Raw genomic sequence first — 16,606 nt, forward strand, 5'->3', positions numbered from 1 at the left:
AATCGTCTGTCAAGCCCCTCGACTCCAGGTTCATCCCGGCTGCGCCAGCATCGATTCCTCCCGCCCCAGGCCCCGGATGAAAGCGCTGCCCAAGAAGGAATTCCCGGTCGAGCAGGCCCGCCGCTTCCTCGAACCCGGGCCGGTCGTGCTGGTCAGCACCGCCTGGCGCGGCCAGCGCAACCTGATGACGATGGGCTGGCACATGGTGATGGGCTTCTCGCCTTCGCTGGTCGCCACCTTCCTGTGGGACGCAAACCACAGCCATGCGCTGGCGCGTGGCAGCGGCGAGTGCGTGATCAATGTGCCGGGGGTGGAACTGCTCGATACCGTGGTGGACATCGGCAACTGCAGCGGCCGCGAGGTCGACAAGTTCGCCCGTTTCGAGCTTGATGCGCTGCCCGCGCGCGAGGTCGGCGCGCCGCTGGTCGGGCAATGCCATTCGTGCTTCGAATGCCGCTTGTACGACGACAGCCAGGTGGCGTCGAACAACCTGTTCATCTGGGAAATCGTACGCGCCCATGTTGCGCCCCGGCCGAAACTGCCGCGCACGATGCATTACCGGGGCGATGGGCAGTTCATGGTGTCTGGCGCCGAAGTCTCCCGTCGACGGCGGTTCAAGCCCGACATGCTGTAATGCCCGCACTCCCCCACACGCAGGACCGCCGCGCATGACCGAACACCTCACCGACCTGGACGCCGCCGTCGACTGGTTGTTTGCGCGCGTGGACGGGCCGCTGCGGATCGGGGCACCGCTGGCACTGGGCAAGCCGCATCGGCTGCTCAATGCCCTTTACGCACGCGTCGAGCACGATCCGTCGCGGCCGCTGCAGCTGTATACCGCGCTGTCGCTGAACCCGCCGAAGGCGCGCGGCAACGGCCTGGAAGCGCGCTTCATGGCGCCGTTCGCGCAGCGCCATTTCGGCGACGATTTCCCGCGCCTGGCCTATGCCGATGCGATCGCGCGCGACACGTTGCCGGCACATGTGCAGGTGGAAGAGTTCTACATGCAGTCCGGCGCCCTGCTCGGCTCGCGGCAGGCGCAGTCCAGCTATACCAGCCTGAACTACACCCACGCCGCCGATGCGGTGGCGCAGCGCGCGCCGCAGGTGATCGTGCAGAAGGTGGCGATGCGGCCGAACGACCGCCGGCTCTCGCTGTCGTGCAACAACGACATCACCCAGGACACGCTGGATGCGATGACCGCTCGCGGGCTGCCTCGCCCGCTGCTGATCGCCGAGATCGATCCGCAGCTGCCCTACCTGGGTGGCTCGGCCACGGTCGATGTGTCGTTCTTCGATCTGGTGATCACCCCGCCACCACCGTACCCGGCGTTGTTCGGGCTGCCGCGGCAGCCGGTCGGCGATGCCGACTACGCGATCGGCCTGTATGCCAGCACGCTGGTGCGCGACGGCGGCACCCTGCAGATCGGCATCGGCACGCTGGCCGACGCGCTCAGCCATGCGCTGGTGCTGCGCCACACCGACAACGCGCGCTACCGGCGCGTGCTGCATGCGCTGGATCCGCAGCTGGCCAGCCACCCGCTGGTGCAGGAGATCGGCGGCGTCGACCCGTTCGAAGTGGGCCTGTACGGCTGCAGCGAAATGCTCAACGAGGGCTTCCGCCGGCTGGTGCAGACCGGCGTGATCAAGCGCAAGGTGCACGACGATCTGGCGCTGATGCAGCGCATCGAGAACGGCAGCACCCTGTCCATCGACCACGCCACCCTGGCTGCCGAGGGCGAGTATCTGCATGGCGCCTTCTACCTGGGCTCGCCGGAGTTCTACGAGTGGTTGCGCACGCTGCCGGAAGACGAATGCCGTGCGATCGGCATGCGCCGCATCAGCGAGATCAACCAGCTGTACGGTGGCAACGAGACACTGGAACGCCTGCAGCGCCGCCACGCGCGCTTCTTCAACTCCTGCATGATGGCCACCGCGCTGGGCGCAGCGGTGTCGGATGCGCTGGATGATGGACGTGTGGTGTCCGGCGTGGGTGGTCAGTACAACTTCGTGGCGATGGCACATGCACTGCCGGAAGCGCGCAGCGTGCTGATGTTCCGCGCCGCGCGCGATGAGAAGGGTCAGCGTGCCTCGAACGTGCGCTGGAACTACGGTCACACCACCATTCCACGACACCTGCGCGATATCTATCTGAACGAGTACGGCATTGCCGATCTGCGCGGGTTGACCGACGCGGACTGCGTGCAGGCCATGACCGCGATCACCGAGGCACCGTTCCAGGAAGGTCTGCTGCAGCAGGCGCACGCCGCGCGCAAGCTGCTGGCGGCCACGCAACCGGATCCGGAGCGCCAGCAGCGCAACACGCCGCAGGCACTGTCCGCGGCACTGGCACCGTTCCGCGCCGATGGCAGCCTGCCCGACTATCCACTGGGCAGCGATTTCAACGAGATCGAGCAGGTGCTGGTGAAAGCGCTGGGCTGGCTGAAGGCCAACACGCAGACCCGCGGCGACAAACTGCGTACCGTCTGGGCAGCGCTGCGGCAACCGGCTGGCGACGGCGATGCGGTGTACCTGCAGCGCATGGGCCTGCAGGCACCGAAGGATTTCGGCGAGCGCCTGGACGCGAGACTGCTGCGCCTCGCACTGGCACGCACCGCCTGAAAAAGGGGACGGAGGGGATTAAGTCGTCTGTGCACAAACGACTTAATCCCCTCCGTCCCCTTTTTCTCATCCACGCATGGCGTAGATCTACCGCTCTATCCTCACTGCATCCTCAAGATACAGACGGGCAATCGGTGGATGCGTTCGATGCTCGACCTGCCACAGGTCGTATGCCGCCTGCATCGCCAGCCACATGCGGGCATTGCCCAGACCTGCAAGCTCAAGGCGGAATGCAAGTTCCGCGGAGATGCCAGCGTGCCCGTTGATGATGGTCGACAGCTGTCCGCGCGAATAGCCAAGATGCTGCGCCAGCGCACTGATCGACATGCTTATCGCCGGCAGGATGTCTTCGCGCAGCGACTCTCCGGGATGCGGTGGATCATGCAACGGCATCGAGCAGACTCCTAGTGGTAATCAAGGTAATCGACCAGTTCGACGTCCAGCCCACGAAAGCGGAACACCAATCGCCAACTCGCCGAGACACTTACAGCCCAGTAGCCGCTATAGCTCCCGCGCAGGGGGTGCAGGCGATTTCCGGGCAGCCCCATGTCTCCAGGCAGCCGGGCTTGATCCAGCTGCAGAAGCAAACGCCGCAACCGAGCCACATGATCGGCACGGACTCCGGACATGTCGCCCCGCTCATAGAGCGCCTTCAGGCCCTTGTGCCTGAAGCTGACGATCATGCGGCGCCAGTGTAAGGCATCACCTTACACCCCGCAAATCCACCATGGGTTTCTGCGCCGCTCTTCTTGTCCATGACTACTTCCGGGGGTACCTCGGCAGGCCCTCCTTTTCGCAAGGAATGCAGGCTAGATGAAGAGGCCAACGCGACACTGGTGCCGCAGGGCGCAACATGCCGGACGAAAAAAGGGACGGAGGGGATTAAGTCGTTTGTGCACAAACGACTTAATCCCCTCCGTCCCCTTTTCTCTCGAGCAAAGAAAAGGCCGGCATGCGCCGGCCTTTCCCTTCCTGCTTCGCGAGGCTGCTTACAGCGCCTTGGCCGCTTCCACCACGTGGGCGGTGGTGATGCCGAAGTGCTTGTACAGCTGGTCGGCGGGGGCCGAGGCACCGAAGGTGTCGATACCGATCACCGCACCGTCCAGGCCGACGAACTGGCGCCAGAAACCGGTGACGCCGGCTTCCACCGCAACGCGCTTGCGCACAGCGTTCGGCAGCACCGATTCACGGTAGGCCGCATCCTGGCGCAGGAACACGTCGGTGGACGGCATCGAGACCACGCGGGTCTTGAGGCCGGCCGCGTCCAGCTGGGCCTTGGCTTCGGTCGCCAGCGAAACTTCCGAACCGGTGGCGATCAGGATCACGTCCGGGGTACCGGCGGCATCGGCCAGCACGTAGCCACCGCGCTCGATCTGGGCGATCTGCTCGGCGTCGCGCGGCTGGTGCGGCAGGTTCTGGCGGCTGAACACCAGGCAGCTCGGACCATCCTGACGGGTGATCGCAGCCTTCCAGCTCACCGCCGACTCGACCGCATCGCACGGACGCCACACGTCGTTGTTCGGGATGTAACGCAGCGAGGCCAGGTGCTCCACCGGCTGGTGGGTCGGGCCGTCTTCGCCCAGGCCGATCGAGTCGTGGGTGTAGACGTGGATGGCGTGCGCCGGAATCAGCGCGCTCATGCGCACGCCGTTGCGGGCGTAATCGCTGAACACCAGGAAGGTGGCGTCGAACGGAATGAAGCCGCCGTGCAGGGCCAGGCCGTTGGCAATGGCGGTCATGCCGAACTCGCGCACGCCGTAGTACACGTAGTTGGCGTTGGCGTCGTCGCTGGCGACCGACTTGCTGCCCTTCCACAGGGTCAGGTTGGAGTGCGCCAGGTCGGCCGAGCCACCGACGATTTCCGGCAGCAGCGGGGCGTAGGCTTCGATGGCCAGCTGCGAGGCCTTGCGCGAAGCGATCGTCGGGCCTTCAGCGGCCACCTGGGCGATGTAGGCATCGGCCTTGGCAACGAAGTCGGCCGGCAGCTCGCCGTGCGAACGGCGGGTCAGCTCGGACGCTTCAGCCGGGTACTGGCTGGCGTACTTGTCGAACAGCTGTTCCCACTCGGCCTGGCGCAGGGTGCCGGCGCCATTGGCGCGCCAGCCGTCGTAGATCGCCTGCGGGATCTCGAACGGACCGTATTCCCAGCCCAGCTGCTTGCGGGTGGCTTCCAGCTCGTCCTTGCCCAGCGGTGCGCCGTGGCTGGATTCCTTGCCCGCCTTGTTCGGCGAACCGAAACCAATGGTGGTGCGGCAGCAGATCAGGGTCGGCTTGTCGCTCTGCGACAGCGCGGCCTCGATGCCGGCCTTGATGCTTTCCGGGTCGTGGCCATCGACATCGCGCACGACGTTCCAGCCATAGGCCTCGAAACGCTCCGGGGTATTGTCGGTGAACCAGCCCTCGACGTTGCCGTCGATGGAGATGTGGTTGTTGTCCCAGAAGCAGACCAGCTTGTGCAGGCCCCAGGTACCGGCCAGCGAAGCGGCTTCATGCGACACGCCTTCCATCAGGCAGCCATCGCCCATGAACACCCAGGTGCGGTGGTCGACCACTTCCAGTTCCGGGCGGTTGAAGCGCTGTGCCAGCAGCTTCTCGGCCAGGGCGAAGCCCACGGCATTGGCGAAACCCTGGCCCAGCGGGCCGGTGGTGGTTTCCACGCCCGGGGTCTCGTGGCGTTCCGGGTGGCCGGCGGTGTGGCTGCCCAGCTGGCGGAACAGCTTCAGCTGCTCGATCGGCAGGTCGTAACCGCTCAGGTGCAGCAGCGCGTACTGCAGCATCGAACCGTGGCCGTTGGACAGCACGAAACGGTCGCGGTTGAACCAGTGCGGATTGCTCGGGTTATGGCGGAGATAGTCGTTCCAGAGGACTTCGGCGATGTCGGCCATGCCCATGGGCATGCCGGGGTGGCCGGACTTTGCGGTTTCAACCGCATCGGCGGCAAGGAAGCGGATGGCGTTGGCCAACTGGCGACGGGTAGGCTGCGTCATGGTTCTGTCGGAATCGGGAGGCGGCCGCGGACGTGCGGGCGGCCTATTGTCCCATAGTCGCCGGGCGGGGGGTCGGTTCACCTTGCCCGGTCGTGCCGGCCGCTGGCCGGCAGTTGCGCAGAATTCAATGAAGATCATGAAGTTGCCGGCCAGCGGCCGGCACTACCGCCCCCGGAGTCCGGGGGCTGCGCCATAGGCGCGGGGGTGTGGAAGCCGGTAAGGGGGGCCCACGATTCGCATCGCGAAACGTGGGAGCGGCAGCGCGCATGCGATGACGCGTACCCGGCCAGCGGCCGGCACTACCCGCCCCCGGAGTTCGGGGGCTGCGCCATAGGCGCCGGGGTGTGGAGGCCGGTAAGGGGGGCCCGCGATTCGCATCGCGAAACGTGGGAGCGGCAGCGCGCATGCGATGACGCGTACCCGGCCAGCGGCCGGCACTACCGTCCCCGGAGTCCGGGGACGGGAATCCGGACTCAGTCCTGCTGCGGGCCCAGCGCCGGGCCATCGTGCGATTCGCCCTTGGCCACCAGGGTGGTCAGGGCCAGGTCGCCGGTCACGTTCAGCGCGGTACGGCACATGTCCAGGAAGTGGTTCACGCCCAGGATCAGGCCGATGCCCAGCGGGTTCACGCCCACCATCGCGCAGATCATCGCCACCACCGGCAGCGAGCCTGACGGCACGCCGGCCGTGCCGATGCCACCGAGGATGCAGACCGCCATCACCATGATCTGCTGGCCGATGCTCAGGTCCACGCCGAAGAACTGGGCCAGGAAGATCACCGTCACGCCCTCGAACAGCGCGGTGCCGTTCTGGTTGGCGGTGGCGCCCACGGTCAGCACGAAGCGCGACACGCGCTGCGGCAGGCCCATCTGGTCGGCCACGCGCAGCGCGGTCGGCAGGGTGGCGTTGCTGGAGGCGGTGGAGAACGCCATCACCGTCGCTTCCTGGGTATCGCGGAAGAACGACAGCGGCGAACGACCGGACAGCCATACGGCCGTACCGTAGCTCACCACCATGTGCAGGCCGAGTGCCAGCACCACCACGCCCACGTAGGCACCGAGGCGGACGATCAGCTCGAAGCCGAACAGCGCGGCCAGGTTGAACATGAAGCAGGCCACCGCATACGGGGCCAGGCGGATGACCAGGTTGATCAGGGTCATCGAAATTTCGAACACGCCTTCGATGGCGCGGCGCAGCGGCGCGACCTTCTCGTTGTCGGTCAGCACCATGCCGATGCCGAACATCAGCGCGAAGAACATCAGCGACAGGATCGCGCCGTTGTCAGACGCGGCCTGCAGCACGTTGCTCGGCACGATCGACAGCAGCATGTCCATGCCCTTCGGCGTGCCGTGGATGCCCGCGACAATCTCCTTGCTGCGCTCGGCGTTCTCCGACAGCATCATCGCAGCGACCTGCGGGTCGACGCCCACACCCGGCTTGAGCAGGTTCACCAGCACCAGCCCGATGCCCACGGCAATGCCGGACAGCAGCACGGTATAGGCCAGGGTCTTCCAGCCGATGCGGCCTAGGGCGCGGATGTCGCCCATCTCCGACACACCCATGATCAGCGCCGAGAAGATCAGCGGCACGATCAGCATGAAGATCAGGTTGAGGAACAGGCCCGAAGCCGGGGTGGTGATGTAGTCCATTACCCACTTGGCACCGGCCTGCAGACCATCGACGCTGCCGCCCAGGGCGTGCACGATCAGTCCCAGGATCAGGCCGATCGCAAAGCCGATGCCCATCTTCCAATGCAGGGGCAACTTCTTCTTGTCGGCAGCAGCTGCTGTCATGCGCGGGTTTCCTCGAAAAATGAATGCACTCTAACAAAGCGCGCAAGCGGCGCCGGTTCAGGTTCGCCGCGGCGGATACAGCGGCGCCAGGCCAGTGTCAGCGGTCTTTGCTGCCGCCGACCAGTGCGGTCCGTCACGGAAGACCTCGCGCAGGCGCGTGCGCAGCGGCGCAAGATCACCCTGCCCGCCCCATCGGGCCTGCTGCAGCTCCTGCAGCACCCGTCGCTGTCCGGGGTCAGCCAGGCGGTCGATGACCTGCTCGATACGTTCGACACCGGCCATCGCACACAGCTGCGCTTCCACCTGATCAAACCCTTCACCATCCAGCGCGCGGCGCAGTTCGGCCACGCCGGCACGTCCAGTCGCCACAGCCGGCACAGCGCCCTTGGCCGCCACGGGTGCCGCCACGCGCGGGCGACGGCCTCGCTGCCAGCCCCACAACAGCGTCAACAGCCACAGCAACGCCAGGCCGATGGCGGCGCCCATCCACGGCCATGGCCGCTCGGACAAACCACTGGCGCGCGGATCGGTCGCCGCGATACGGCTGTCCTGGCCATCGCCATCCGGCAGCGCCGCATCGGTGTCGATCGGCGGCAGCGGTGCAGGTGACGCAATGCCAGCCCCGTTACCGGCCACCACGGCCAGCGTCAGGTCCGGCAGCTTCGCTTCCTGTGCCTTGCCATTGCGCACGTCCCACCACGGCAGGCGCGGCCCCGGCACCACCAGCGAACCCGGCTGGCGCGGCACGATCGAATAGCGGCGGGTGATCTTCAGCCGCGGCGTACTGCCATTGAAGGTCTCTTCGTACTGCGCAGGTTCGGCGAACACCTGCGCGGCGTTACCGACGTCGGGCACCGGCAGATCGGTGAACTGCGCGCGGGTAGCGCCTTCGGCAATCGCCTCCACCACCACGTTGGCCGCCTCGCCGGTACGGGCGCTGGTCGGTGCACTGGTGTAGCGCAGCTGCAGGCCCTGCAGCGGCAGCCATGGCTGCGGCGCCTGTGCCGGTTGCGCCTGCACCTGCAACGTGCGGTCCGCGCCAGTGGCATTCATGCGCCCGTCGCCGCCGCCGAAGAAATCGTCGAAGAAGCCACCGGCACTGCGCCCGCTGAAGCGCGCACCGGCCAGCCGAAGTGCACCGCTGCGCTCGGGGATCAGCAGGAAGCGCCGCTCGACCACGTTGTAGCGGCGGCCGTTGACCTGTCGCACATCGGTGCGGTCATCGCCCACCCGCTGCAACGACGCGCCGGCCGGTGTATCCAGCACCAGTTCGCCGGAGGCCAGCTGCGAAGCGAAATACAACCGCACCACCACGCCTACGCTCTGCTGCACATACGGTGTCTCGTCATCGACAGCGGTTTCGATGAACGCCACCGCATTGCTGTCGGGACCTGCCACGGCAGCGGCATCCACCTGCAGGGTCAACGGTGCGGTACGTACGCTGCCCACCTGCAGGCCCGGCACCACCAGTGCACCGCTACGCCGTGGCGTGAGTGCCACGCCATACAGATTGCGCTGCTGCATGCTGCCATTGCTCCACGCTACCTGGCGGCTGCTGGTCTGCCCGCTGAGGTCGAAGTCGGTGCGCAACGGTGTGAAGTCAGGGGCGCCCTGGTCGCTCTCGACATTGAGCGTGACCGTGTCACCCATCGCGATGCGGTCGCGGTCCAGCCACGCACGCGGCTGCGCCCAGGCCAGCAGCGGCAGCCACAGCAGCAGCGCCGCCAGTACCTGTCGGGGCCAGTGCCCGTGCATGTTGATCGCCCGCGTCATCGCCCTTCCCTCTTCCTGCGTTCGTTTTCCAGCTGGAACTTGGCCCGCAGCAATGCGCCCGGATCATCCGGCACGCGCCGCATCCACGCCTCCACCGCCTGCTGCTCCTCGCGTTGGCGTGGGGTGGTGCCGTCGCTGCCTGGCACGGGCTTGCCATCCTGATCCCCTTTGCCCTCACGTGCCTGCTGCATGGCCTGCTGCATGCGCTGGCGCTGCTGCTCATCAGCCTGGGCCTGCGCCTTGGCATCCTCCACCTGTGGCGGCGCCTGCTGTCCATCGCGGCCGCGCTCGCCGGGCTGCGGGCTCGACTGGTTCTTGTCGTCACCGGGATTGGGCTGGCCCTGCTGACCCGACTGCGGCTGTCCCTGACCGGGATTCTGCTGGCCCTGCTGCGGCTGCTGGCCCTGCGGATTCTGCTGGCCCTGTGAATCGTTCTGCTGCTTCTGCTGCCCGTTCTGCGGTGGCTTCTGCTGATCCTGGCCTTTGCCACCCGACGGCTTGCGCTTGCGCGCGGCATCGACCACGGCACGGTTGGCGACCGCATCGGCCATGCCGGGATGCAGTGCCAGCGCGCGGTCGTAGGCGGCAATGGCTTCGTCGTAGTTGCCCTGGCGGGCCAGCGTATTGGCCAGGTTGTACCAGCCCGCATCGCTGTCGATGCCCTCGAACTGCTTGCGGGCACTGGCGAAATCACCGTTGCGGTAAGCCTGCGCACCTTCGGCCAGACGCTGGTGCTGCACCTGGTCGGCGCGCTTCCACAGCGTGCCCTGCGCCGGCGGTGCGGCCGGCACCGCAGGCGCCTGCGCCTGCGCCTGCACATCACTCATCCATGGCAACAGGCCCACCGCCAGCACCGCCGCCAGCAGCGCGCGGCGACGGAAAGCGAGCAGCGCCAGCAGCATCACCGGTGGCAGCAGCCAGAACCCTTCATCACGCCATTGCTTGCCCTCGCCGGGCCGCTGCGCCGCAGTACCTTCGCGTGCATCAAGTACGCCCAGCGCACGCAGATCACTGTCATCCGTGGCGATGCGGGCATAGCGGCCTCCGCCTGCGGTCGCCACCGCACGCAGGCTGCCTTCATCCAGCGCGGCCTGGCGGATCTGCCCAGTGCCATCCCGGTACGCCGCACCGGCAGATGTGCCCAGCCCCAGTACCGACACCTGCATGCCGAGGCTGCGCGCCTGCGCTGCGGCCAGTGCCGCTTCATCATCCGCCTGATCGCTGACCAGCAGGATCTGCCCCCGCAATGCCCCGATCTGGCGCATCAACCGCGTCGCCCAGTCGATGCCACGGTCGGCGCGTTGTCCGTCGCGCGGCATCACATCCGGCGACAGCGCGTCCAGATACAGCGCGACGTTGCTGCCGTCATCGGTCAGCGGTGCCACGGTGTAGGCATCCTCGGCATAGACCACCAGGCCCACCTGGCCACCCTGGCGGGCACGCAGCAGCTCGCCCACTTTCGCCCGAGCCTGCAGCAGGCGCGACGGCGGCAGATCGGTGGCATTGATCCGGCTGGACAGATCCAGCACGACCAGCAGCGGTGCGCTGGGCTGGAACATCGGTTGTGCCTGCTGCCGCCAACTCGGCCCGGCCATGGCCAGCGCTGCCAGGGTCCAGCCCAGCAGCACGGCCCAGGGCAGGCGTGCACGGTGGCGCGTGCCCGCAGCCAGCAGATGCGGCAACAGGTGGGCATCCACCGCTGTTCGCCACACGTCGCTGCGCCGCTGCCGATACAACGCCACAGCGATGATCAACGGCAGCGCCAGCAACGCCCACAGCCATTCCGGACGCAGGAAGTGCAGCGCGTTCCAGTCGGGAAGATTCGAAGCAAGCGCGATCATCGGCGACGCTCCGGCCACAGCCAGGCCAATGCGCCCAGCAGCAAGGCCAGGCCCAGCGCCCATGCATAGCGTTCCTCGCGCGGTCGCAGGCTTGGCCCCTTCGCGGCGATCGGCTCGAGCCGGTCCAGTTCGGCGTAGATGCCGGCCAGCTGTGCAGTGTCGCGGGCGCGGAAGAACTGGCCGCCGGTCATGCTCGCGATCTTCTTCAAGGTAGCCTCGTCGACCGGATCCTGGTCGGCGGAAATGGGAATACCGAACAGGCGCATGCTGCCATCACCGCCAAAGGCGACGGTGTGGATACGCACGCCCTCGGCACGCGCGACTTCGGCGGCACGCAGCGGTTCCAGCACGCCGGCATTGCTGACGCCGTCGGTCAGCAGAATCAGCACGCGCTGGCCTTCAGGCTGACTGCGCAGGCGCTTCACCGCCAGGCCGATGGCATCACCGATGGCGGTCTCGCGCCCGGCCAGGCCGACCACGCTGTCGCGCAGCTGGTCGCGCACGCTGGCCAGATCGGCCGTAAGCGGCGTCAGCGTGTAGGCGCGGTCGCCGAAGATCAGCAGGCCGATGCGATCACCGGCACGACGGTCAAGGAAATCGGCCAGCACGGCCTTGGCCGCGGTCAGGCGATCCACCGCCTGCCCGCCCAGCACCATGTCGCCCTCGCCCATGCTGCCGGACACGTCCATCGCCAGCATCATCTGCCGGCCCTCCTGCGGCGGCGTGATCGCTTCACCCAGCTGTTGCGGGCGAGCCAGTGCGACGCACAGCGCGCACCAACCCAGCCACAACAGCAGCGTGCGCAGCCACGACACGTCAACGCGGCCGCCACCGGACAGCGCTTCCAGTTCCGTCGCCGCATAGGGCACCCGCAGCGCAGCGCCGGGATCGGCACGACGCTTCCACCAGCGCATCAGCAACGGCAACGGCAGCGCCAGCAGGGCCAACGGCCACGCCAGCTGCAGGTCCGGCCATGGCCAGTAACTTGCCAGCAGATTCATCGGCGCCGCTCCAGCAGCATGGCCAGATAGCGTTCGCGCGCCCAGCTGCGCAGCGCCGCCACATCGTTGGCGTCCACCCATGGGCGATAGGCGCCTTCCGCCAGCAGACTGCGACGTGCCGCGGGCAGCGTGCCTTTCGGGTCCACGCGCTGCCACCAGGCGTCATCGCGCAGGGATTCACTGCCGGGCTGCGCCTGGCGTGCGGCGCGACGCAGCAGTCCGGCGATGGCTGCCAGTTCCGCAGCAGCATCGGCGGTAGATGCCAGCTCCTGATCGAACAGCTGCAACCAGCGTTGGCGGCGACGGCGACGTTGCCACCAGAAGAAGGCCGCCACCACCAGCAACAGCAGCACCACGCCGCCGATCATCAGATAGCCCGGTGCCGGCGGCCACCATGATGGAGCGGGGGGCACCTGCACATCGCGCAGCGGCAGGTTCGCGCTCATGCCGGCACCTCGGTCGGGGATGGCGCCAGCCAGGCATCACTGGGCGCGTCGGTGGACAGCACCTGCACATCGACGCGGCGCGCTCCCAGCTGGCGCCGCAGGTCCTGCAGCGGTTCAACGAAATGGGCCTGCCAATGGGCCTGGACCTCGCTGCGGCGCAGGTCGAGGCCGATGCGCTGCTGCAGGGTCTGGAACTGCAGCGCGGCTGACGGAGGCTGCAGTTCCAATGGATCCACCAGCAGCACCAGGCTGAGGTCGTGGTGCTGGGCCAGCGCACTCCAGCGCGCCGGCGGAATACGGATGGCCCGCTGCGGATCGGCCAGCACCAGCACACGTGCACCCGGGCGCAGGACGCGACCGGCATGGTCCAGCGCACGTTCCAGGCCAAGGTCATCGGCCGGGGGCTGCGCATACCAGCGGGTGAGCGCGTCCAGCACGCGCAATACGCCGCGCGGGCCGCCTGCCGGTGCAATCGGTGGTTCACGGTCGCTGCCACGCAGGGCGCCGATGCGATCGCCACGACGCTGCGCCGACCACGCGGCGACGGCGCCCGCGCGTGCAGCCTGCACCGATTTGAAGCGCACGCGGGTGCCGAAGTACAGGGCCGGCGAGGTATCGGCCACGATCAGGCTGACCCGCTCGCGTTCGGCCTGGAACAGCTTGGTATGGGCACGTCCGGTCCGCGCGGTCACCCGCCAGTCGATATGCCGTGCATCATCACCGGCCACGTACTCGCGTGACTCGGCATATTCCATGCCACGCCCGCGCAGCGGCGACGGCGCCTGCCCGGCGTTGCCGGCACGGCCACGGCGTGGCGGCGGCGGTCGCTGTGCAAGGCGGCGCAGCGCCACCAGTTCGGACAGTTGCGGGCGCAGCCCGTCACCGTCACTGACGGAGGAGGCGTGGTGCAGGGATGGATCGGTCATGCGCAGGCTCAGGGTGCCGGCACCCGGGCCAGCAGCTCCTGCACCAGGCGTTCGCCATCCCAGCCTTCAGCGGTGGCTTCATAGCTGGGCAGCACGCGATGGCGCAGCACGTCGGCGGCAACCGCACGCACGTCATCGGGGGTGACGAAGTCGCGGCCGGCCAGCCAGGCGCGCGCGCGTGCACAGCGTTCCAGCGCGATGGAACCGCGCGGGCTGGCGCCCCAGGCAATGCGGCGGCCAAGGCCAGCGTCATAGCGCGACGGATCACGCGAGGCCAGCACCAGCTCGATCAGGTAGCGTTCCAGCGCCGGCGCCATGTGCAGGTCCAGCACTTCGCGGCGGGCATCGAACACATCCTGCATCGGCAGCTTTTCCGGCGCTTGTGCGGCTTCGCCCAACGCACCACGGGCGCGCTCGCGGGCCAGGCGCAGGATCTCCGATTCGGCGGCCTGGTCCGGGTAGCCGATGCGCACATGCATCAGGAAACGGTCCAACTGCGCTTCCGGCAGCGGGAAGGTGCCTTCCTGCTCGATCGGGTTCTGCGTGGCCATCACCAGGAACAGCGGCGGCAGCGCATAGGTGTGGCGGCCCACGGTGACCTGGCGCTCGCCCATCGCTTCCAGCAGTGCCGACTGCACCTTGGCTGGAGCGCGGTTGATTTCATCGGCCAGCAGGATCGGATGGAAGATCGGGCCGGGTACGAATTCGAAGCGGCCTTCCTGCGGGCGCCAGATCTCGGTGCCGGTCAGGTCGGCCGGCAACAGGTCCGGGGTGAACTGCACGCGGGCGAAGTCGGCCTCCAGGCGCGAGGCCAGCGCGCGGATCGCCGTGGTCTTGGCCAGGCCCGGAGCGCCTTCCACCAGCAGGTGACCATCGGCCAGCAGCGCGATCAGCAGGCGTTCGACCAGCGCGGCCTGGCCGACGATCTCGGCCGACAATGCGTCGCGCAGCTGGCTGAAAGCGGCATGCAGGCGGGAGGTGGCCGGCGCGGACGGCGGCGAGACGGTTTCGGGCATCGGCGGTGGCAGGTTCATGGGGGCCTTTGACCGGCGCAGGACGGCACGGGTTCCCGACATCATCGCAGGGTGCCCTGCGAATGGCATCAAGAACGGCTGAACGGCCCATCCACGCATGGCGTGGATCTACTGGACATGGGCGGCGTGGATCTACGGGCGGAAACGCAGAAGGGCCGCGCAGGGCGGCCCTTCTGCGTTTCGCGGAGGCGCGGGCTCAGTTCTGCTTGGCCACGCGCAGCACCTTCGGGGTCACGAACACCAGCAGCTCGGCCTTGTCCTTGTTGCGGCCGCGCTTCTTGAACAGGTTGCCCAGGAACGGCACGTCGCCCAGGAATGGCACCTTGCTGATGCTGCTGCGGTCGGTGAACTCGTACACACCACCGATGACCACGGTCTGCCCATCCTCGACCAGCACCGCGGTAGTGACCTCGCGCCGGTTGATCGACGGCACCGTGCCGTAGCCGTCCAGCTGTATGAGCTGGTCCACTTCGTCCTTCTTCACCTGCATGTTGAGGAAGACGCGGTTGTCGTTGGTGATGGTCGGTGTGACCTTCAGCTCCAGAACCACTTCCTTGAACTGCACGTTCGGCGTTGCAACACCACTGGCACCGCCACCACTGATGGTGACGTAGCCGATTTCCTTGCCCTGCTTGATCGTTGCCTCACGCTGGTTGGTGGTGACCACTCGCGGGTTGGAGATCACTTCGCCTCGCGACTCTTCCTGCATGGCCGACAACTCCACGTCCAGCAGATAGCCGGCGTTGAGGATCGACAAGGCCAGAGAACCCGGATTGCTGGTCGCGGCTACCGGCAAACTCCAGTTCAGGCCACGGGTAATGGCCGAACCCGTCGGTACCGGCGGCGGACCGACACGGCCGCCAGCAATCCAGTCACGCTCGGCCTTGGCATTGTCCTGCGCCGCCTTGACCTGGGATTCGCGGGTCAGGCGATTGGATTCCAGGTTGCCGCTGAAGTACACGTTGTCGCGGCTGCCGCTGATGCCGAACTTCGCACCCAGCTCGCGGGCGAAGGTGTCGGTCGCGATGACGATGCGGCTTTCGATCAGCACCTGGTCGACCGGGCGGTCGATCACGCTGATCAGCTCGCGCATGCGCGCGATCTTCTTCGGAATGTCGCTGATCATCAGCGTGTTGGTGCGCTCGTCGGCGACGATGCGGCCACGCCCGGACAGGAAGCCACTCTCCTCCTGCGACGAGCCGCCACCACCGCCATTGCCGCCACCACTGCCGCCACCGATGCCCTTGGCCTCGGTCAGCGCTTTGAAGATCTGCGTGGCGCTGTGGTAGTTGATCTGGACGTAATCGGTGACCAGGTCTTCGCGGTTCTCGATGGCGATGCGCGCGTCTTCCTTCTCCTGCTCGAACTTGGCCAGCTCAGCCTGCGGAGCGACCCAGATCACGCTGCCATCGCGACGCTTGTCCAGGCCCTTGGCACGCAGCACGATGTCCAGCGCCTGGTCCCACGGCACGTTGACCAGGCGCAGGGTCACATTGCCCTGTACCGAATCGGAGGCCACCACGTTGAGATTGGATTCCTCGGCGATCAACTGCAGCACGGTGCGCACCGGCACGTCCTGGAAGTTGAAGGTCACCGGCTTGCCGGTGAAACCGCGCTGACCAACAGCCTTGGCAGCCTGGGTGACGCTGCCGGCGGTGACGGCACCGACGGCGGCCGGCGCCTGCCGCGGGCTGATCTCCACCACGTACTCGTTGCCACTCTGGTAGGCCAGCGACTCCACCGCGCCACCGGTGCTCAGCACCAGCTGGGTACCGGCACCGGACGGCTTGGCGTCGATGCGCTGCACCGGCGTGGCGAAGTCGATGACGTTCATCGGCTTCTGCAGGTTGGCCGGCAGTCGGGCGTTACCGACATCGACCACCACGCTGTTGCCCTGCGTACGCAGGTCCGGAACCGCGCCCTGGCCGTCGAACTGGACGATCAGGCGCCCGGCGCCATCATCGCCGCGCTTGAAATCGATCTTGGCCACCGACAGGCCGGCCGGCGCTGCCGCCGGTGCCACGGTGGCGCCCACCGGCTTTTCCGCGGGTGCGGCGGCCAGCGCCGGAGCGCAGGCCAGCATCAGCGCGACTCCCAACGCGCTGACACGGTTCAAGGTAAAGCGCCGGATGGGACGCAGCCCCTTGGCTTGGTGAAAGGTCATCGTGCTATCCCCAGTAAACG

General features: G+C 67.4%; 13 protein-coding genes. 2 read left to right on the plus strand and 11 right to left on the minus strand.

The window, feature by feature from the left end:
* Positions 1-76: 76 nt before the first annotated feature.
* Both ACZK5G_RS17975 and ACZK5G_RS17980 read left to right on the plus strand, forming a co-directional pair.
* A complete protein-coding gene (locus ACZK5G_RS17975) occupies positions 77-634 on the plus strand; it encodes a flavin reductase family protein (RefSeq protein WP_049461815.1) in 558 nt (185 codons plus the stop codon).
* Positions 635-668: 34 nt separating this feature from the next.
* On the plus strand, positions 669-2,621 hold the full coding sequence (locus ACZK5G_RS17980; protein WP_478464283.1) for an acetyl-CoA hydrolase/transferase C-terminal domain-containing protein: 1,953 nt from the start codon (positions 669-671) through the stop codon (positions 2,619-2,621).
* Positions 2,622-2,708: 87 nt separating this feature from the next.
* On the opposite strand, the gene ACZK5G_RS17985 is transcribed toward ACZK5G_RS17980, so the two are convergent.
* The 11 genes from ACZK5G_RS17985 to ACZK5G_RS18035 form a co-directional block, all read right to left on the minus strand.
* Positions 2,709-3,014 (minus strand): HigA family addiction module antitoxin, encoded by a 306-nt coding sequence (locus ACZK5G_RS17985; protein ID WP_478464284.1) that lies wholly within the window; start codon positions 3,012-3,014, stop codon positions 2,709-2,711.
* A gap of 11 nt (positions 3,015-3,025) precedes the next feature.
* Positions 3,026-3,304, minus strand: coding sequence for a type II toxin-antitoxin system RelE/ParE family toxin (locus ACZK5G_RS17990; protein ID WP_049422655.1), 279 nt, complete (start codon positions 3,302-3,304; stop codon positions 3,026-3,028).
* A gap of 306 nt (positions 3,305-3,610) precedes the next feature.
* Positions 3,611-5,608: a transketolase gene (gene tkt / locus ACZK5G_RS17995; RefSeq protein ID WP_049461813.1), complete on the minus strand. Its 1,998-nt coding sequence runs from the start codon at positions 5,606-5,608 to the stop codon at positions 3,611-3,613.
* Positions 5,609-6,081: 473 nt separating this feature from the next.
* A complete protein-coding gene (locus ACZK5G_RS18000) occupies positions 6,082-7,401 on the minus strand; it encodes a dicarboxylate/amino acid:cation symporter (RefSeq protein WP_049400752.1) in 1,320 nt (439 codons plus the stop codon).
* Between the two features lie 57 nt (positions 7,402-7,458).
* Positions 7,459-9,174, minus strand: coding sequence for a BatD family protein (locus ACZK5G_RS18005; protein WP_478464285.1), 1,716 nt, complete (start codon positions 9,172-9,174; stop codon positions 7,459-7,461).
* The gene (locus ACZK5G_RS18010; RefSeq protein ID WP_478464286.1) at positions 9,171-11,015 is read right to left on the minus strand and encodes a tetratricopeptide repeat protein; all 1,845 of its coding nucleotides are present in this window, start codon (positions 11,013-11,015) and stop codon (positions 9,171-9,173) included. Before ACZK5G_RS18010 ends, ACZK5G_RS18005 begins: the two co-directional genes overlap by 4 nt.
* Positions 11,012-12,016 (minus strand): vWA domain-containing protein, encoded by a 1,005-nt coding sequence (locus ACZK5G_RS18015; RefSeq protein ID WP_049400749.1) that lies wholly within the window; start codon positions 12,014-12,016, stop codon positions 11,012-11,014. The genes ACZK5G_RS18010 and ACZK5G_RS18015 overlap by 4 nt, the downstream gene beginning before the upstream one ends.
* On the minus strand, positions 12,013-12,462 hold the full coding sequence (locus ACZK5G_RS18020; RefSeq protein ID WP_478464287.1) for a DUF4381 family protein: 450 nt from the start codon (positions 12,460-12,462) through the stop codon (positions 12,013-12,015). Before ACZK5G_RS18020 ends, ACZK5G_RS18015 begins: the two co-directional genes overlap by 4 nt.
* Positions 12,459-13,388 carry a DUF58 domain-containing protein gene (locus tag ACZK5G_RS18025; protein ID WP_478464289.1) on the minus strand — a complete coding sequence of 310 codons (930 nt, stop codon included), beginning with the start codon at positions 13,386-13,388 and terminating at the stop codon, positions 12,459-12,461. The genes ACZK5G_RS18020 and ACZK5G_RS18025 overlap by 4 nt, the downstream gene beginning before the upstream one ends.
* An 8-nt stretch (positions 13,389-13,396) precedes the next feature.
* Positions 13,397-14,422, minus strand: a complete 1,026-nt coding sequence (locus ACZK5G_RS18030) for an AAA family ATPase (RefSeq protein WP_032127852.1) — start codon at positions 14,420-14,422, stop codon at positions 13,397-13,399.
* A gap of 196 nt (positions 14,423-14,618) precedes the next feature.
* The gene (locus ACZK5G_RS18035; RefSeq protein WP_317217859.1) at positions 14,619-16,586 is read right to left on the minus strand and encodes a type IV pilus secretin PilQ; all 1,968 of its coding nucleotides are present in this window, start codon (positions 16,584-16,586) and stop codon (positions 14,619-14,621) included.
* Positions 16,587-16,606 lie beyond the last annotated feature (20 nt).

This window comes from Stenotrophomonas sp. 62841_Sma, from assembly GCF_056482945.1.